Genomic DNA, 19,447 nt, shown 5'->3' on the forward strand with positions numbered 1-19,447 from the left:
AGTATTTATTGTAAACTGAACAAATATATAAAAATGACAGCAAAAAAAAAAGCTATCAATACGATAGCTTTTTTAAAAAAGTTTATTTCAAAATTAATATCCAGGATTTTGTGGAAAACTCGCATCAGCATTTATTTGTGACTGAGGAATTGGCAAAGCCCACTTGAAGTTACCAGCAAATTCAAAGAAAGAAGGATTTCCACCTGGGAAATTTAACCCTGATGGAGCATAATCCGCTGGATCACGATCAAAGCTATTCACACCAGCCTCAACATATAACCTCTTAAGATCAATAAAACGATGACCTTCAAACGCTAACTCTTTTCTTCTCTCATCTAATATTGCCTTCCATGCTTGTTGCGCAGACGTTAATACCAACTGAGCTGGAGGCGTTGTGAACCTTCTATCTGTAATAGTTTTTAACGCTACAGCCACTCCTGTAAAATCTGAAGCAGCAGCGCGACATTCTGCTTTAATTAAAAACATCTCAGATAATCTTACCTGAATAAACGCAGGATTAAATCCATTATTTGCAGTTTGTGCACCAGCACCACCGTGCTTAAATGGTACTAAAATATCCGATGACCTTACCGTTGGCGAAGTAGCATAATTAGGGTCAATCAATGAGCCTGCAGTCCCACCAGCGGGTCTAACAATTAGATCTCTTCTTCCATCTGAACCAGGCGCATTATTTAAAAAATTATACAACGACCTTGAAACCTCGTAAAAAGGAGAACCATTTCTAGCATTTGCAACCGAAACCCATCCATTATGTAAATTAGAGCCTTGTGCATTTTGTACATTAGTTCTAGCAAACTTATAAATTACCTCTAAAGTAGGAGCAGAAGTATGCGAATGGAAAACAGAAGGCAACTGTGCTCTTGTAGATAAAGTAATACCAGAGTTATTGATAACCTGATCAGCCCAAATCTCCGCATTTACATAATCCTTTTTGTACGCATACGCTCTAGCCTTCAAAGCCCTTGCTAAATTAAGCGTTGGAAATAAAGAATTATTTGTCACAGCGGGTAAAGTGTTGTTTGTATACAAGTCAATTGCATCATCTAAATCACTATGTATAAGCTCATAAAGTTCACCTACAGTAGCACGCGGTGGTTTCTCATCGAACAAAAACGTACGATTAGCTAAGATACCAGCTAATGCCGCATCATTTGTCATATCTGTAGAAAAATAAGCTATAATCTTTAGATGCGCTAAAGCTCTCAAAATTTTAGCTTGAGCTTCAATTCTTTTCACCAAATCAGCATCAGCAGGGAAATTAGTGGCAACTTTTTCAACGTTCTCTAAAACTAAATTTACTCTAGCCATAGCATTGTAATTTCTTTGCCAAATCACGTCTGGTGAAGCAGATGTTGGAACAACAAAAAACAAATAGTAAGCATCAGTTCCAGCGACACCTTGACCGCCATTATTAGCACCCGGCGCTGCCTCGTCTGTAAATATAGAAGTAAAGGTATACTCATCTCTGTTTGTCAACACATTTTGAGCGTTATTCAAGATTCTATTTAAATCTGCAGCAGTTCTTGTTGCTTGTTCTTCAAATGCTACACCAGGTAAGAAAGGATCAAGCACATCTTCGTTACATGATACAATCACAAAACCGAAGAAAAAATAACTAATAATTTTTTTCATATTTTTTTTTTTTAAAATTTAACATCAATTCCGAAAGTATAAATTCTTGGTGTAGGATACTGATAGAAGTCAGAAGTTCTATTACTTTCAGCATCAAAGCCTTTCCACTTAGTCACTGTAAATAAATTTTCACCTTGTAGAGTAAATGCAAGAGAACTAATAAACGTTTTACTTAAATATTTAGAAGGCAATCTGTAACCTACTTGTGCATTTCTTAATCTTAAATAAGAAGCATCTCTTAAAAAACGATCTGAATCACCAGTAGCAGGCAAATTTGTAGCATCCAAAGAAGGCACATTAGTATTAGTATTTGTTGGAGTCCAAGCGTTCAACATCTGACTACTATTTACAAACTGACCTATGTTTGCAACATCAAACAAATTCTCTTCATCTTGATCAAACCTCCATGTATCTAAAACATAAGTAAAGGTTGTTGAAGCAAAAAATCCTTTGTATTCAAAATCAAAGCCAAAACCACCTTGATAAGTAGGAATAAAATTCTTACCAGTCGCTTTTCTATCAACAGATGTAGGGTTTTCAGTTGGATTACCATTTACATCAGCAAAAAGTAAATTACCATTAGCAGGATTAACTCCAATATAATCATAGACAAAGGCTTCTTGCAAACTACCACCGTTTTGAGTTATGAAGGTATAGCCAGCAGTATCAGTAGTAACGATACGCCCATTATTTGTTAATATTCCATCAACAGAATTTTTATTGTAAGAACCATTTAAACGAACTGTAAACTGGAGGTTGTCATTTTTCACTAAATCGTAAGCTAAATTCAATTCCAAACCACGATTTGTAAGATCGGCATCAGAATTTCCTCTTACAGTATCTGTACCAAACGAAGCAGAGGTTGGGATACTAATGTAACTATCAACTGTTGTTCTGTTGTAAAATTCAATGCTACCTCTTAATTTTTTAAACATATCAAAATCAAGACCAATATTAAATTGCTCTGTGGTTTCCCACTGTGTGCGTGGAAAAGCAAAATTAAAATTATACCCCTGCTGACCATTATAAGCATTATTCCCTAAAGCAAAAGAGTCAATGAAAAGAGGAGGCTGAACACCAGCAAAAGCGGTACCATCTACAATACGCTGGTTACCAGTAGTACCAATTGAAGCTCTAAGTTTCAATACATCTATAAAGTTAACGTTATCCATAAAAGCCTCTTTATCAAGATTCCATCTAGCACCAACAGACCAGAAGTTACCCCATCGGTATTGAGCAGCAAATCTCGAAGAACCATCTCTTCTTATTGTACCGGATATACCATATTTACCGTCAAAATCATAATCAACTAAAGCAAAATAAGACAACAAATCAGTTCTAATATTGGAAGCACTAGCAACAGGACCATAAAAATCGTTTGCAGCGTTATCAGCAACATAGCCAGCTCCAGTATTTGGCACGAAGAAAATAGGGTCTAAACCTCTTTGTCTCTGATTATCAGTATTAATTCTCGCGTGATTATATTCGTAATTTAAAGATGCGTTAATTTTGTGCTTTCCGAATTGCTTATTATACTCTAACTGGTACAAATTGTTGAAATTAAATTCTCTCCTGTTATTAATGTCCTCAAAACCATTAAAATTTCCACCTTCGAAGGTAGGTATACCCTGGGTTGATGAGAAGAGTAAAGCATTGAACGAATCTGGAAACTCAGATTGAAAAAATCTATTGGTTTGCAATAAACCATTTAATCTGGTGCGAATCGTAAAGTCATTTGATAACTTATAGGCGAATTCAGTAGCTACATCGAAACGCGCTTCCTCTGTTAAATTTGCATATTTCTTTAATTTGTCTATCAACATGAAAGGTGTTGCCTCAAGACCAGGCGTATTGTTGAATAAATCAAGTGTCCACACAGAACCTTGGTATTCATCTGGACTATAATAAGGCAATGATAAAAACGCACCGAGTACATAGTTTCTATTAATCGCACCTTCACCAAGGTTGGTAGCTTCATTATTTTTCGAATACCCAAAACCAGTAGCAACTTGGTAAGTAAACTTTCCATCTGCTGTCTTCCCACCAGTATTATTTCTAAAATTAAACCTTTGTAAACCTGTAGTATCTAATATACCGTCTTGATCAGTATACCCTATAGAGGTGAATGAACTCATATTTTCTGAAGAGGTTTCAAAACTAAAGTTATGATTTACTGTATTAGCTGGTCTAAAAAATACATCAACCCAATCAGTATCTGTTGTTATGGCATTAATCTCTTCATCAGTCAAACCAGCACCTCTACCAAGTCCAAAAGCACGTTCAATTCGCAATTGTTCATTTGTATTAGCATAATCATATTTTGGCGTTTGTAATACTGCCAATCCGTAGGTAGAAGAATACCTAAAAGATGTTTTTGAACCACCAAGGGCTGGTCTTTTAGTAGTAATTAAAATAACACCATTAGTACCTCTATTACCATATTGAGAAGTAGCAGAAGCGTCTTTCAAAACAGTTACACTTTCAATATCGTTAGGGTTAATAGATCTAAAATTATCCGCATTTGTTGGAAAACCATCAATAACATATAATGGATCGTTATTTCCGTTAAAAGTACCTATACCTCTAATAACTACTGATGAACGAGCACCAGGCTGACCTGTAGAGGCTGTAATATTCACCCCTGCAAGCTGACCTTGCAATGTATTCAGTACATTGGCATTCGGACGGTTTTCGATAGTTTTTGAGTCAACCGTCTGTTCAGCAATTACACTACGTGATTTAGTTGTAGTTCTATACCCCTGAACAACAACTTCATCAAGAGCAACTCCATCAGCTAAGGTTACAGAATAATTATTCGCAGCACCCACAGTTACTGCTTTGTCTGACATTCCCACAAAAGAGATTAGCAAAACCTCTCCTGCTTTTGCCTTGATGGAAAATTTACCATCAAAGTCTGTTTGTGTACTACGAGTTGTTCCTTTAACAACAACGTTAGCACCAGGTATTGGTCCTGTTTTATCAGAAACAACTCCCGTCACAGTTTTCTCTTGTGCAAACGAAAACTGCATTGAAAACGCTAACAAAAGCGTAAAAATCCATTTGAACTTCGATCTCATATTATTTTTTTTTGAGTTAGTTATTATGCAAACTTCTTAATTATTTCTTAATTAACCAAATATTAACAACTAAATTTTTGAATATAATAAAGGTGTGATAATGTTTTGGTAATATTTGCCTAACTTAAACTATTGATACAAAAAACTTTATTAGGTTGCGTATTTTTTTAATTTTAACAAAAAAAATAATCCTTTCAATAATATATGCTACAAAATAAATTTTCAATTTACCAATATGAATGTGGTACAGACGAAGCTGGTAGAGGATGCCTCGCTGGTCCAGTAACAGCTGCCGCCGTGTTACTTCCAGATGATTTTAAACTAAGCATCTTAAATGACTCCAAACAACTTTCTGAAAAAATGAGGGAACAAATAAGACCTGTCATAGAAAACAATGCGTTATGCTTTTCGGTTAGTCATATAAGTCATACCATTATTGACGAAATCAATATTTTAAATGCATCCATAAAAGCTATGCAAGAAAGTATTGCAAAATTGAAGCCCACACCTAATTATATCATTGTTGATGGCAACCGGTTCAAAACTATTAACAATATTCCTTTTTCAACTATTATAAAAGGTGATAGTAAATTTATGAGCATTGCAGCAGCTTCTGTTTTAGCAAAAACCTATCGTGATGAGTACATGAATCAAATACACGAGGAATACCCAATGTATAATTGGAAAAAGAACAAAGGCTATCCAACAGAAGAACACCGGGAAGCCATAAGAAAATACGGTGTTTGCAAATACCACAGAATGTCTTTTAGATTATTACCCGAACAGTTAAAACTTGATATTTAACCATAAAGTTAACGCTACACAAAAAAAGTACCTCTCAAGTTCCAACCTTAAATAACCTTAAATTTCTTTTATGGTAAAAAATTAAAAACTTTGTGAACTTTGAGATTCCTTTGTGCTCTTCGAGGTTAAGAATAAAATTCAGCTTCAAATAATTCTGAAAAATGGGTGCGAATTTTTTCTTTCACTTCATTTTCATCAATAGGTCGTCCAAGTTCAACATGCAGCGAAGTAACCGCTTTCCCTTTTATTCCGCAAGGAATGATATTGTCGAAGTAGCCCAAATCAGCATTAACATTCAAAGCAAAACCATGCATCGTTACCCAACGAGACGCTCGAACTCCCATCGCACAAATTTTTCGAGCAAAAGGCGTACCAACACCAAGCCAAACTCCAGTTTCTCCTGCGCTTCGTGCGGCATGAAGGCCATATTCCGCTAAAGTAAGTATTATCACTTCTTCTAGAAACCTTAAATACTTGTGAATATCGGTAAAAAAATTTTCTAAATCCAAAATAGGATAACCAACAATTTGACCTGGACCATGGTATGTAATATCACCACCACGATTTATTTTATAAAAAGTAGCACGTTTAGCTTCCAATTGTTTTTCAGAAAGCAACATATTAGTCATATCACCACTTTTCCCCAAAGTATATACATGCGGATGTTCCACAAAAAGAAAATAATTCGGCGTATCAACAGTAGTACCTTCTCTCCTATTCTGAATTTTTAAATCAACAATTGCTTTAAATAATTCTTCCTGATAATCCCATGTATCTTTATAATCTTTATTTCCTAAATCTTGCAGTTGGATTTTCTTATTCATAAATAAAAGAGTAGCGACGCAAAGTTATAAACTTTAAAGCAAAATCATAACTACAGTAACAACAGTTTGTAAAAAATGAAGTTAGTGTATGGCTAGTGTATGAGTTATATATGCCGAGTGTATGGCTAATGTATGTCAGAAGTATGCATAAGGTATGGATGATGTATTAAAAAGGTAAAAATGATTTACTAAAAAGCAGCAACCATCGTACAAAAACTTTTAAACTTTTAAACTAAAACCTATCTTTGCACGCTTAAATACAATACTATGCAACTTTCGGAACAAGAAATCATAAGAAGACAAAAACTAAACGCATTACGCGAATTAGGCATTAACCCTTATCCTGCGGATTTATTTCCCGTTGACCATACATCAAAACAAGTTAAGGAAAGCTTTGAAGAAGGAAAGAAAGTGATTATTGCAGGTCGTATGATGAGTGATCGCGACATGGGGAAAGCTTCTTTTGTAGAGTTACAAGATAGCGAAGGAAGAATTCAATTGTATTTTAACCGTGATGTGCTTTGCCCTGGTGAGGACAAAACATTGTACACTCAAGTTTTCAGAAAATTAACCGACTTGGGCGATTTTATTGGCATTGAAGGGGAATTATTTTTAACCAAAGTAGGGGAAAAATCAGTAAGAGTAGATAAATTTACTTTTTTAAGCAAAACATTACGTCCATTACCATTGCCAAAGAAAGATGAAGAAGGTAATGTTTATGATGCTTTTAATGATGCCGAATTGCGCTACCGTATGCGTTATGTAGATTTGGTAGTAAATCCACAAGTGAAAGAAGTGTTTATCAAAAGAACCAAATTATTCACTGCCATGCGTAACTTTTTTAACACTGCAGGTTATATGGAAGTAGAAACTCCAGTATTACAATCTATTGCGGGTGGAGCTGCGGCGCGTCCGTTTATAACGCATCACAATGCCTTAGATATTCCATTATATTTAAGAATTGCTAACGAGTTATACCTAAAAAGATTAATTGTAGGTGGTTTTGATGGTGTATATGAGTTTTCAAAAAATTTCCGTAACGAAGGAATGGACAGAACACATAATCCAGAATTTACAGCCATGGAAATTTATGTGGCCTACAAAGATTACAATTGGATGATGGAGTTCACCGAAAACTTACTGGAATACTGTGCCAATGAAGTAAACGGAACAACCGAAGCAACATTTGGAGAACATAAAGTCAACTTCAAAGCACCTTATGCTCGCATTACAATGACAGATGCTATCAAGCAATTTACTGGTTTTGATATTTCAGGAAAAAATGAAGCCGAATTATTTGCAGCAGCAAGAGGAATGGGAATTGAAGTAGACGAAACAATGGGCAAAGGAAAATTAATCGATGAGATTTTTGGAGCAAAATGTGAAGCTAACTTTATCCAACCAACCTTCATTACAGATTATCCCAAAGAAATGTCACCGCTGTGTAAAGAACATAGAGACAATCCTGAATTGACCGAACGTTTCGAGTTAATGGTTTGCGGAAAGGAAATTGCCAATGCCTACTCTGAATTAAACGACCCAATTGATCAACGCGAGCGGTTTGAAGCGCAACTAAAATTAGCAGAGCGTGGTGATGATGAAGCCACTCAGTTTATAGATAACGATTTTTTAAGAGCACTAGAATATGGAATGCCACCAACATCAGGTTTAGGAATTGGAATGGATCGGCTCATTATGTTCTTAACCAATAACGCTTCTATTCAAGAAGTGCTTTTCTTCCCGCAAATGCGACCAGAGAAAAAGCAGTTGGATATAACCGAAGATGAAAAAGTAATCATTGGGTTGCTAAAAGCGGAAAACAATCAACAATTATTGCAACTAAAAGAAAAATCACTCTTAAGCGGCAAAAAATGGGATGCCGCAATGAAAGGACTATCAAAACACGGATTGATTAAAGTAACAGTTGAAGGCGAAAACAAAACTGTTGTTTTGAATTGAATAAGATAACGGCTTTTTTTATTTTTAAAAAGTTACTTAGCGGATTAAACCTTTTTATTTTAGTTTAGTCCAATTACTAAATAAACTTAAATAATACAATCATGAAAAAATTAGTAGTAATTCTATTTCTAGCTGTTGGAATAGCAGCAATCGCACAAGAAAGAGGAACGAAAAAACCTATGGGTGGCAAATATGCTTCGCTATCCTCAGATGAGAAAGTGGAACTTCAAGTAAAAAGATTGACAAAAGAATTAAACTTGAACGAAAAACAAACTAGTGAAGTAAAAGTAATTGTAATAAAAGAAATCGAGAAAAGAGAAAAAGCAAAGGCTGAAATGGATGCATTTAAAGCAAAAAAAAGAGCTGAAATCCAAAAAGATAGTATTGCTAAAAGAGGAGAGATGAAGAAAATATTATCTGCTGAACAATTTGCCAAATGGGATAAAATGAGAGAGGAAAACAGAGAAAAAATAAAAGAAAGAGTCTCTCAAAAAAGAGGATTAAACAGATAATTTACATCTGATTTGTAGAAATTAAAAAATAAATTTTGCATTCTAATTAAAATAAGGTAGATTTGAAATTATTTATAAACTAAAATTTATTACAATGAAAAAATTAGTAGCTATTTTAACTTTGATACTTGCGTTTTCAATCAATGCAAATGCTCAAGACAAATACGAACCAACTTCTAAAGAAAAAGGAACTAAAGAAGCTGCAATGTTAACAGAGTTATTAGGATTAAGTGACACTCAAAATGCTGATTTCGCTAGACTATTTATTCAAAAACACACTATTTTAGAAGATAAATCAATTACTGCTGAAAGAAAGCAGGAATTATCTAGAGTAATTGAAGCTAAGATCAAAGCTACACTAGATGGAAATCAAATTGAAAAATTAGAGAAAAATCCAGATTTGTTCAAGAAATTAATAAATTAAATTCTGTTATACCATCAATAAAAAAGTCTCGATATCTATCGAGACTTTTTTTATAAAGTTTTCGCTACTTTAACGATGGCGTTGATAGTAAAGTCTAAATCTTCATAAGTCAAAGCATCTGTTATAAACCATGACTCATAAGCCGAAGGAGCAATATAAATTCCCTCATGCAATAATCCGTGAAAGAATTTTTTAAAGGTTTCATTATCGCCATTTTTGGCCGTTTCGAAATCTACAACTGGATTTTCGTCAAAGTGCACAGAAATCATGGAACCCACCCTGTTAATTGTAAAAATAATATTATTATCTTCAAGTGCTTTTCTAATACCATTCTCTAAATAAGAAGTTTTTTCGTCCAACCGGGTAAATACTTCCTTGTCGTTATTCAATACTTCAAGCATAGCCAATCCTGCGGCCATAGCTAAAGGATTTCCCGATAAAGTTCCTGCTTGATAAACAGGTCCAACTGGAGCTAAATAATTCATAATTTCGTGGCGCGAAGCAAATGCTCCTACAGGCAAACCACCACCTATCACTTTTCCAAAACAAACAATATCTGCATTGACATTATACAACTCTTGAACGCCACCTTTGGCTAGACGAAAACCAGTCATCACTTCATCAAAAATCAACAAACTATCATTTGCATCACAAAGTTCGCGTAATGCTTGCAAAAACCCAGGTTTAGGTGGAACACAACCCATATTTCCAGCAACCGGTTCAATTATGATGGCAGCAATTTCATTTTTATTGGCATCAAATAACGCTTTGACACTTTCCAGATCATTATAATTGGCTAGTAAAGTATCTTTTGCAGTTCCTTGCGTTACTCCTGGACTGTTCGGTGTTCCAAATGTACTCGCGCCACTTCCAGCTTGAATTAAAAACGAGTCGGAATGACCATGATAACAACCTGCAAACTTGATAATTTTATCTCTGTTCGCATATCCACGTGCCAATCGAATAGCACTCATGCAAGCTTCAGTTCCTGAATTCACAAAACGAATTTTGTCAATGTTAGGAACCATCGAAATTGCCAAAGAAGCTATTTTAGTTTCTAATTCTGTTGGCATTCCAAATGAAGTTCCATTTTTAGCTCTATTAATTACAGCATCAACGACTGGTTGATAGGCATGACCTAAAATCATTGGTCCCCATGAGTTAATGTAATCAATTAATCGATTATTATCTTCATCATAAACATAAGCACCTTTGGCACTTTTTGCAAAAACTGGGGTTCCACCAACGCCTTTAAATGCCCTAACTGGTGAATTGACACCACCTGGAATAACTTCTTCTGCTTCAATAAATAACTGACTGCTCCTTTGATAAATCATATCTAAAATGTGTTTTTTAAAATGAGATTATATTATTTAACTAGTAGGCTTTGGCCTAGTGATAAAGTAGTATCTGTTAAATTATTTTTCTTTTTTAATTCTTCAATGGAAATATTGAACTTTTTTGAGATAGAATAGAGCGTATCCCCTTTGACTACGGTATATACTTCAGTTTTACTATCATAAGCAATAGGCTGTGAATTAACTATCGGATTATACTCTTTTTGCAAAACTTCCGCATCATATTTACCTAATTGATAGCGTTCTATCAGTCCAATTAATTTTTCTGGATACTTAGGATCTGTGGCATAACCTGCAGCCTTCAAACCTCTTGCCCAAGCAACGTAATCGTCATTTCCTAACTGAAAAAGTGAAGAATATCGTGGTCTACTTGTTAAAAAATAGGAATGGTCGCGAAAAGAGTCAGCAGGATCACTATACTTTCTGAAACACTCATTTTCGGCATCATCGGTATATCTAATACTTTCGCCCGTCCATTCTTTATGACATTTGATACCAAAATGATTGTTGGCTTGTACACTCAACGGACCAGTTCCTGCTCCCGACTCTAATATAGCTTGACCAAGAGTTATGCTTGAAGGAATTCCTGTTTTAACCATGTTATCTTTGGCAACTTCTTTATATTTTTCAATATAAGCTAACACCATTTGAGTAGTAACTTTTACTCTGGTTGTCGCTTCTAATACGATAGATGAATTATCCTGATTTGAAACTGATACTGGTAGTTTTTGGGGTTCTACATTAGGTTTCTTTTGACTTGTAGGTTTATAAATTGGTTTTCTAGTCGCTTGTACTACTGGAGTTCCAGACTTTCTTGGATCAGGTTTTGAAGTTCGCACCACAGCATTATTGGTTCCACATGATGAAACAAAAATGAGGATAAATAATAATAAAAAATGCTTAAACATTGATGTTAATTTCAATTTGGTTTTTTTGTTTTAATAAATTGTTCATTCCAGCAATTCCTTGCAATCCGCCAGTATGTAATAATAATATTTTTGAATTATCAGGAAACCAATTTTTTTCTATTAAATCCATAACACCAAAAACCATTTTTCCAGTGTAAATTGGGTCTAATGGTATTTTATATTTCTGATTAAATTCATTTATAAAAACTATTAATTCCTCAGTAACTTTTGCATAACCTCCAAAATGGTAATCAGTTATTAATTTCCAATTACTATTTTTTGCAAATTTACGAATATCTTCTGTTAGAAAATCACCTTTTAATGCTGGAAATCCCAAAACTTGTTGACTAGGTTTTGAACAATTTATTATGCCAGAGATAGTGCCTCCAGTTCCTACAGAACAGCAAACAAAGTCAAATTCCGTGTCGGCATTAATTAAAATCTCTTCACAACCTTGGATGGCTAGTTCATTTGTGCCGCCTTCGGGCAACAAATAAAAATTTCCAAACTTTTCTTCTAATCTAGTTATAAATTCTGGTTTGATTTTATCGTTGTAATTTTCTCTTGAAACAAATTCAAAAATCATTCCGAAATCTTGCGCTTTATGGAGTGTTGGATTGTCCGCAATTTTGTCACACAACTCTTCGCCTCTTATAACACCAATAGTCTTAAATCCAAATTCCTTACCTACAGCTGCCACTGCTAAAATATGATTGGAAAATGCGCCACCAAAAGTCAACAAAGTTTCTTTGTTTTCCGCCTTTGCTCGAAGAATATTGTATTTTAATTTCCTATATTTATTTCCGGAAATAAAAGGATGTATTTCATCCTCTCTCTTAATAAATAGAGAGTAATTAGGATGCTCTAGTTGAATTTTTTGATTATAACTTTTCAAAAATAAACTTTTTGCAAAAGTACGATATGCATCATTTTAATATGCTAAAAATTGATTTAATTCACTTTTAGAATTGAAAATTAGTTGGAAGAAATAATTATTTTTTGAACCCTTTTTTTGTTATCCGCTGTAAATACTTCAACTAAATAAACAGATTCTGCTAAACCACTTGTAGAAAATTGATAGCTGTTTTGAGAACCTAATCTTTGTTTGTCAAAAATTTGTTTACCAGTCAAGTCATAAAGTGTCACCGATTTAATTTCTAATAAATTAGGATTGTGAACTGTAACCATTTGATTGGTGTTGTTTTGAGTAATCATTAGATTGGATTTAACATCATCATTAGCACTCAAATTTGAATTTTTGAAAGTAATCTCAAAACGGTTATTGTGTAATCCTGTTGGCAAATTAATATCAAAACTAGCATTTTTTATATCATGATAAATACCTGTGTTGTTATCGTATAAATAGACATTATCAACGTCAAAATTTACAAATTCATTTACTTTAATGGTAAAAGTAAACATACCATTAGTTGCATTTTTAAAACCAATTGGAAATCTTTTATTTTCATCAAAACTAGTCGTTGAGTGAACATAAAGTTCATTGTTTAAAACCAAATACATGTCTGCTATAATATCAGCTTCGGCTGCTGGGAACTTTGAGTCAGCTAAATCAACTCCGTCAATAGCATTTGGAAGAAAACAAACTGCAATTTGTCTCACTGCTAAATTATTCAGTGATGTATTTACAATAAAATGTGGTGTTGGCGCTTTGCTTATTTGCGTGTAATCGATACCTGCAACATTTGGAATATCATCAAAAAAACCATGATCTGCCGTTTGAACTTCATTCGAGCTTCTTTCAAATTGTGAGTTGTTTGCTACACCTTCCCTGATATAAAGGCGATAGGAATTTCGCATTTGCACTGTACCATTAGCCGCACCTCTTACCATAAAACCTTGCCCAATTGGAGAAAATCTTCTTTGATATATATTATTAGGACTGCTAAAAGCAGAACCTTGAATTCCCGCTAAATCATAAGTATAAAAAGTGGCGGGCGTATAAACACTTGTAGAACCATTGTAAGTACCATATCCACCTCTATATTGAGCAATATTGTGAGAATTCACAGTTTTATCGTGCTCCCAAAAAAGTGCTGTACCGTCAATTGCAGCGTTCAACGGATCGGTCAAAAAAGCATTTAAATCAATTGCTGAGCTGTATGGATTTCCTGTTAAAGTAAAACTATTCAACCCTACATTTATCGTTATATTACCATCGTTGGGCTTTCCTCTAAAGTCATAACGCTGTGCACTTCCGGGGTTATTAACCGCTACTTCACCTACATTTGTGGCATCAGACCCACTTGTTCCTTTCATGGTAAATCCTTGCCCAGCTTGTATATCTGTATTGGCTTGTGAATGCACCCATTGCGCATAATTTGTTGAAGACAAAAATCTCCATATCCAATAGGTTGCAATAGATAATGAACCCGAACCAGAAACGCCATTAAATGAACCTGACATTGTCGCTGGTGTTGAAGCAACATTTGTAGTAGGAACATGTAACATTGTTATACCAAAAGGTTCATTTCCAATAGATGTTGATGCGTTTCCAACTGGCGAACACCAATAATTATAAGCAAAATTATTTACAGTCCCTTCTTGAAAAACAGACAATCTTCCTGTTCCTCGGTTTGAAGACGAACCTGTAGCACCTTGAAGCAGTTGCCCTTGATTTCGCAAATAAAAGTTACTATTTGTACCATTAAGTTCTACGTTACCTGTTACATAAACGAAGCTGTCTCTATTAAAAACGTAGCTATTATTACTCACATAAAGTTGAGCTTGTAATTTACAGGTAATTAGAAAAATAAAAATAAAAATAAACTGTAACTTCCTCATTTTGAAATAATTTTGACAATTGTAAAAGTAGAAAAATAAACTTAAACAAAAAATAATTATTTTTTAATAAATTTAAAATGATTAAGAAAAAATCTATTCTTCAAAAAGTTTAGATTTTTTTCATTTGCATAAGCTTCTCGCTCAAAAGAAATATTAATGTAGGCTAATTTCAAATTTCCATATTGAAAAAAACGAACTAAAAACTCCAAACCATACCAGATAATAAAAGGAATGATTAACAACTCTAACTGCTGCCGAATATGAATTCTTTCATGGTTCAAAATTACTTTATTATTCTTCAAATTCGGGTGTGCCAAAATTACAAATGGAAAAATAGTAATACCTTTATATCCTTTCGGAACTAAATATTTTGAAATGATTAACACCATTTTTTGATAAAGTCTATAAATTTGTAATATGAATGACCAAAATAACGAAAATAAATTAATTGAAGGTGAAGATTTTTATCTAACACCCGAAGGCTACCGTTGTTTTACTGAAAAATATCACTTGAAACGTGGCTATTGTTGTAAAAGTGGCTGCCGACATTGTCCCTATGGATATGATAAAAAAACAGGAACAATAAAAAAGTAATCGGTATTCAGTAGCGGTATTCCATTAAAAAAATATAAAATAGTACAACATACAATTAAAATGACTTTTCAAGAACAAATACTACAAGGAATTCCAGCGGTTCTACCGAACCCAAAACCTTATGAAGTTGAAATAAATCATGCACCAAAGCGAAAAGAAATACTTTCAGAAGAGGAAAAAAAATTAGCCTTAAAAAATGCTTTACGCTATTTTGAACCAAAACATCATGCCGAATTACTTCCTGAATTTAGAGCCGAATTAGAAACCTACGGAAGAATTTACATGTACCGTTTGCGTCCTGATTACAAAATGTATGCACGTCCAATTTCAGAATATCCTGGAAAATCCGAACAAGCCAAAGCCATCATGCTCATGATTCAAAACAATTTGGATTATGCCGTGGCACAACATCCGCACGAATTAATTACCTATGGCGGTAATGGAGCCGTTTTTCAAAACTGGGCACAATACCTATTAACCATGAAATATTTGGCAGAAATGACCGATGAGCAAACCTTAGCTATGTATTCCGGTCATCCTATGGGACTATTTCCTTCGCACAAAGAAGCGCCGCGAGTTGTAGTAACTAACGGAATGGTTATCCCAAATTATTCAAAACCTGACGATTGGGAAAAGATGAATGCCCTGGGCGTTTCACAATATGGACAAATGACCGCTGGAAGCTATATGTACATTGGTCCGCAAGGAATCGTTCACGGAACTACAATCACTGTTTTAAACGGATTTAGAAAAATAAAAAAATCTCCAAAAGGTGGATTGTTTGTCACTTCAGGACTTGGAGGAATGTCTGGCGCGCAACCAAAAGCTGGAAATATTGCAGGTTGCATTACCGTTTGCGCCGAAGTAAATCCGAAAATTACACACATTCGTCATTCACAAGGTTGGATTAATGAAGTGATTGAAGATATTGACGAATTAGTTCCGAGAGTTAAAAAAGCTCTAGAAAATAACGAAGTCGTTTCCATTGCTTATTTAGGAAATGTAGTCGACGTTTGGGAACGTTTTGATCAAGAAAATCTGCATATCGATTTAGGTTCCGATCAAACTTCGCTCCACAATCCTTGGGCTGGAGGTTATTATCCAATTGGATTTACTTTCGAAGAATCCAATGATTTAATGGCTAATAATCCTGATAAATTTAAGGAAGAAGTTCAAAAAACATTACGCCGTCATGCGACAGCCATCAATAAACATACAGCAAAAGGAACGTATTTCTTCGATTACGGAAATGCCTTTTTATTAGAAGCTTCTCGAGCCGGAGCCGATGTTTTTGCAGAAAATCACATCGATTTCAAATACAACAGTTACGTTCAAGATATTATGGGACCAATGTGCTTCGATTACGGTTTTGGACCTTTCAGATGGGTTTGTGCCTCAGGAAATCCCGAAGATTTAGCGAAAACCGATAAAATTGCCTGCGATGTATTGGAAGAAATGATGAAAAATTCTCCCGAAGAAATCCAACAGCAAATGGCAGATAACATTCAATGGATCAAAGGTGCGCAAGAAAACCAATTAGTCGTTGGTTCTCAAGCAAGAATTCTTTATGCCGACTCTGAAGGAAGAATCAAAATTGCAGAAGCGTTCAATCAAGCCATTGCACGTGGCGAAATTGGATACATAATTTTAGGTCGCGATCACCACGACGTTTCCGGAACCGATTCACCTTACAGAGAAACATCTAATATCTATGATGGTTCTCGTTTTACTGCCGATATGGCCATCCAAAACGTAATCGGAGACAGTTTCCGTGGTGCCACTTGGGTATCTATTCACAATGGTGGCGGTGTTGGTTGGGGCGAAGTAATCAATGGTGGATTTGGTATGGTTCTTGATGGATCTGCAGAAGCGTCAAAACGTTTAGAGTCAATGCTTTTCTGGGATGTGAATAACGGAATTTCCAGAAGAAGTTGGGCAAGAAATGAAGGAGCCATTTTTGCAATAAAAAGAGCTATGGAGACGCAACCTTTATTAAAAGTTACCATCCCAAACATAGTAGATGATTCGCTATTTTAATCTAAATTTTATAACCATGAAAAAGCTATTTCTTCTTTCGTTTTTCGTAGCGCTATTTTCATCCTGTAGCTCTATAAAAGTGTACTCCGATTATGATAAAAAAGTAGATTTTACTCCCTATAAAACTTTTGCTTTTTATAAAGCTGGCATAGATAAAGTTGAAATATCCGATTTAGATAAAAGAAGAATTTTAAATTCTATTGATGAAGTTTTAACAGCAAAAGGCTTTATCAAAAGTGAAAACCCCGATTTGCTCATCAATTTTTTCACCAAAGAAAGAGAACAAGTTGACGTAAACCAGTTCAATATGGGTTGGGGTTGGGGTTGGGATCCATGGATGTGGGGTGGAAATACTGCCATAAATAGGTATGTTGAGGGCACATTATTTATTGATTTAATTGACGCGAGAAAAAAAGAACTGATTTGGCAAGGAGAAGGAATTGGCGTTTTAACAAAAGACCGAGATAAAAAAGAGGAACTTATTAAAGAATTTGTAACTAAAATTCTGCAACAATATCCGCCGCAGAAAAAGTAGGCAGTGTTAAGTAACAGTAAGCAGTTTAATCTAGACTTGAATTAAATTGTTTCTAAAGTATTTAAACCGTAACTTGTTTGTTACGGTTTTTTTTATGATTTTTATCACACTTTATACTGCTAAGATTTGTAAATTTACCAACACAACAATTTTAGATTTATGGAGGCAAATTTTGAGAGCAACCCTTTGATAGATAGATTACCAAAGCATTTAAAACAGTTTATTAAACCGCAAGATTACTCAGATTACACACCAATAAATCAAGCGGTGTGGCGTTATGTAATGCGTAAAAACGTGGATTATCTTTCTAAAGTTGCCCACAATTCTTACCTAGATGGTTTAAAAAAAACCGGTTTAGAAATTGACAACATTCCAAACATGTATGGCATGAACCGAATTCTGAAAGAAATTGGTTGGGCTGCAGTTGCTGTTGATGGTTTTATTCCTCCCAATGCTTTTATGGAATTTCAGGCTTACAATGTTTTAGTAATTGCATCAGATATTCGTCAATTGGAACATATAGAATATACTCCAGCACCCGATATTATTCATGAAGGCGCAGGTCATGCCCCAATTATTGCTAATCCAGAATATGCAGAATATTTGCGCCGTTTTGGTGAAATTGGGTGTAAAGCCATTTCTTCGGCGCGAGATTATGAACTTTACGAAGCTATCAGATTGTTATCGATTCTAAAAGAAGCTGAAGATACACCAGAAGAGATAATTAAAAAAGCGGAAGCACAGGTAGACTTTCTTCAAAACAACATGGGTGAACTTTCTGAAATGTCTCGTATTCGTAATTTACATTGGTGGACTGTAGAATATGGTTTAATCGGAACAATTGATAATCCTAAAATATATGGTGCGGGATTACTCTCGTCTATTGGTGAAAGTGCTTGGTGTATGACCGATAATGTGGAGAAAATACCCTATGATATTTCGGCTTCAAACCAAAGCTTTGACATTACCAAACCACAACCTCAACTATATGTAACTCCTGATTTTGCTCATTTAAGCCTAGTTTTAGAAGAGTTTGCCAACACTATGGCATTAAGAACTGGAGGATTATCGGGAATAAAAAAATTAATTAAATCCAACGCGATAGGAACTATAGAATTGAGTACTGGAATTCAAATTTCAGGATTGTTTACCAACGTAATTGAACACGAAGGCAAACCAGTATATGTTCAAACTACGGGAAAAACAGCACTGTCCTATAGAGAAAAAGAATTGGTTGGCCATGGAACACAGTATCATGTTGAAGGTTTTGGTTCGCCAATTGGAAAATTAAAAGGTATAAATTTGGCCATAGAAGATATGAGCCCGCGAGATTTGAGAGCCTACGACATTTATGAAGCCGAAAAAGTAACTTTAGAGTTTGAAGGCGATATTATTGTTACGGGTGAAATCATTACGGGTTCAAGAAATCTTCAAGGTGAGATTTTATTAATTAAGTTTAAAAACTGCACCGTTACTCACAAGGATAAAATACTTTTTCAACCTGAATGGGGAATCTATGATATGGTTGTAGGTAAAAAAGTGATTTCTGCTTATTCCGGTCCAGCTGACGTGAATAGTTTTGATATGATAAATCACATACCCTCAAGTCACACCATCAAGGCCAAAAAATCGGAACAAAGAGAGGAATTAGAAAGACTATACCAAAATATCCGAACTATTCGCGAAGGAAAATCGGCTCAAATAACCTTAAAAGAAGCGTTTTCAGCCGTGAGTGCAAACCATCCAAACGATTGGTTGCTTGCTGTTGAAATTGCCGAATTAGCAGTAAGAGATAACAATCATGATTTCCTTGGAAAAATACTCAATCATCTTGAAAAAGTAAAACAAAATCGTCCTGAAGTGGCTCATTTAATTTCGGGTGGATTAGAATTATTTTTAGAAAAAGCAACAATTTAAAACATATGTAACTTTTGTTACTGCATACTTATTGACACCTAAT

The 19,447-nt window shown here is 34.7% G+C and carries 16 protein-coding genes; 8 read left to right on the top strand and 8 right to left on the bottom strand.

Features of this window, described 5'->3' with window-relative positions; genetic code table 11:
* Nucleotides 1-93: 93 nt before the first annotated feature.
* Both WFZ85_RS01080 and WFZ85_RS01085 read right to left on the bottom strand, forming a co-directional pair.
* Entirely contained in the window at nt 94-1,653 is a 1,560-nt protein-coding gene (locus WFZ85_RS01080; protein WP_342694433.1) for a RagB/SusD family nutrient uptake outer membrane protein, read from the bottom strand.
* An 11-nt stretch (nt 1,654-1,664) separates the two neighbouring features.
* Nucleotides 1,665-4,730 (bottom strand): SusC/RagA family TonB-linked outer membrane protein, encoded by a 3,066-nt coding sequence (locus WFZ85_RS01085; protein WP_342694434.1) that lies wholly within the window; start codon nt 4,728-4,730, stop codon nt 1,665-1,667.
* A 204-nt stretch (nt 4,731-4,934) separates the two neighbouring features.
* Between WFZ85_RS01085 and WFZ85_RS01090 the strand changes: the two genes are divergently transcribed.
* Complete coding sequence (locus WFZ85_RS01090) at nt 4,935-5,534, top strand: ribonuclease HII (protein WP_342694435.1); 600 nt, start codon at nt 4,935-4,937, stop codon at nt 5,532-5,534.
* A 125-nt stretch (nt 5,535-5,659) separates the two neighbouring features.
* On the opposite strand, the gene lipB is transcribed toward WFZ85_RS01090, so the two are convergent.
* Nucleotides 5,660-6,358 (bottom strand): lipoyl(octanoyl) transferase LipB, encoded by a 699-nt coding sequence (gene lipB, locus WFZ85_RS01095; protein WP_342694436.1) that lies wholly within the window; start codon nt 6,356-6,358, stop codon nt 5,660-5,662.
* Nucleotides 6,359-6,625: 267 nt separating this feature from the next.
* Between lipB and lysS the strand changes: the two genes are divergently transcribed.
* The 3 genes from lysS to WFZ85_RS01110 all read left to right on the top strand — a co-directional run bounded on the left by lysS (nt 6,626) and on the right by WFZ85_RS01110 (nt 9,253).
* Complete coding sequence (gene lysS, locus WFZ85_RS01100) at nt 6,626-8,317, top strand: lysine--tRNA ligase (RefSeq protein WP_342694437.1); 1,692 nt, start codon at nt 6,626-6,628, stop codon at nt 8,315-8,317.
* A 101-nt stretch (nt 8,318-8,418) separates the two neighbouring features.
* Entirely contained in the window at nt 8,419-8,829 is a 411-nt protein-coding gene (locus WFZ85_RS01105; RefSeq protein WP_342694438.1) for a hypothetical protein, read from the top strand.
* 94 nt (nt 8,830-8,923) lie between these two features.
* Nucleotides 8,924-9,253 carry a hypothetical protein gene (locus tag WFZ85_RS01110; protein WP_342694439.1) on the top strand — a complete coding sequence of 110 codons (330 nt, stop codon included), beginning with the start codon at nt 8,924-8,926 and terminating at the stop codon, nt 9,251-9,253.
* A 50-nt stretch (nt 9,254-9,303) separates the two neighbouring features.
* Here the strand turns inward: WFZ85_RS01110 and hemL are convergent, their stop codons facing one another.
* From hemL to WFZ85_RS01135, 5 genes are all read right to left on the bottom strand, one after another.
* Nucleotides 9,304-10,590: a glutamate-1-semialdehyde 2,1-aminomutase gene (gene hemL, locus WFZ85_RS01115; RefSeq protein ID WP_342694440.1), complete on the bottom strand. Its 1,287-nt coding sequence runs from the start codon at nt 10,588-10,590 to the stop codon at nt 9,304-9,306.
* 32 nt (nt 10,591-10,622) lie between these two features.
* The gene (locus WFZ85_RS01120) at nt 10,623-11,519 is read right to left on the bottom strand and encodes a glucosaminidase domain-containing protein (protein WP_342694441.1); all 897 of its coding nucleotides are present in this window, start codon (nt 11,517-11,519) and stop codon (nt 10,623-10,625) included.
* Complete coding sequence (locus WFZ85_RS01125) at nt 11,512-12,414, bottom strand: 1-aminocyclopropane-1-carboxylate deaminase/D-cysteine desulfhydrase (RefSeq protein WP_342694442.1); 903 nt, start codon at nt 12,412-12,414, stop codon at nt 11,512-11,514. Before WFZ85_RS01125 ends, WFZ85_RS01120 begins: the two co-directional genes overlap by 8 nt.
* 80 nt (nt 12,415-12,494) lie before the next feature.
* Entirely contained in the window at nt 12,495-14,321 is a 1,827-nt protein-coding gene (locus tag WFZ85_RS01130; protein ID WP_342694443.1) for a T9SS type A sorting domain-containing protein, read from the bottom strand.
* 56 nt (nt 14,322-14,377) lie between these two features.
* Complete coding sequence (locus tag WFZ85_RS01135) at nt 14,378-14,710, bottom strand: hypothetical protein (RefSeq protein ID WP_342694444.1); 333 nt, start codon at nt 14,708-14,710, stop codon at nt 14,378-14,380.
* 28 nt (nt 14,711-14,738) lie between these two features.
* On the opposite strand from WFZ85_RS01135, the gene WFZ85_RS01140 reads away from it, so the two are divergent.
* The 4 genes from WFZ85_RS01140 to WFZ85_RS01155 all read left to right on the top strand — a co-directional run bounded on the left by WFZ85_RS01140 (nt 14,739) and on the right by WFZ85_RS01155 (nt 19,404).
* Nucleotides 14,739-14,915: a DUF5522 domain-containing protein gene (locus tag WFZ85_RS01140; RefSeq protein ID WP_342694445.1), complete on the top strand. Its 177-nt coding sequence runs from the start codon at nt 14,739-14,741 to the stop codon at nt 14,913-14,915.
* Between the two features lie 60 nt (nt 14,916-14,975).
* Nucleotides 14,976-16,952: a urocanate hydratase gene (locus WFZ85_RS01145; RefSeq protein ID WP_342694446.1), complete on the top strand. Its 1,977-nt coding sequence runs from the start codon at nt 14,976-14,978 to the stop codon at nt 16,950-16,952.
* A 16-nt stretch (nt 16,953-16,968) separates the two neighbouring features.
* A complete protein-coding gene (locus tag WFZ85_RS01150) occupies nt 16,969-17,487 on the top strand; it encodes a DUF4136 domain-containing protein (protein WP_342694447.1) in 519 nt (172 codons plus the stop codon).
* Between the two features lie 159 nt (nt 17,488-17,646).
* On the top strand, nt 17,647-19,404 hold the full coding sequence (locus tag WFZ85_RS01155) for an aromatic amino acid hydroxylase (RefSeq protein ID WP_342694448.1): 1,758 nt from the start codon (nt 17,647-17,649) through the stop codon (nt 19,402-19,404).
* The last annotated feature ends 43 nt before the right edge of the window (nt 19,405-19,447 follow it).

The organism is Flavobacterium aureirubrum (assembly GCF_038739835.1).
Lineage (GTDB): Bacteria > Bacteroidota > Bacteroidia > Flavobacteriales > Flavobacteriaceae > Flavobacterium > Flavobacterium aureirubrum.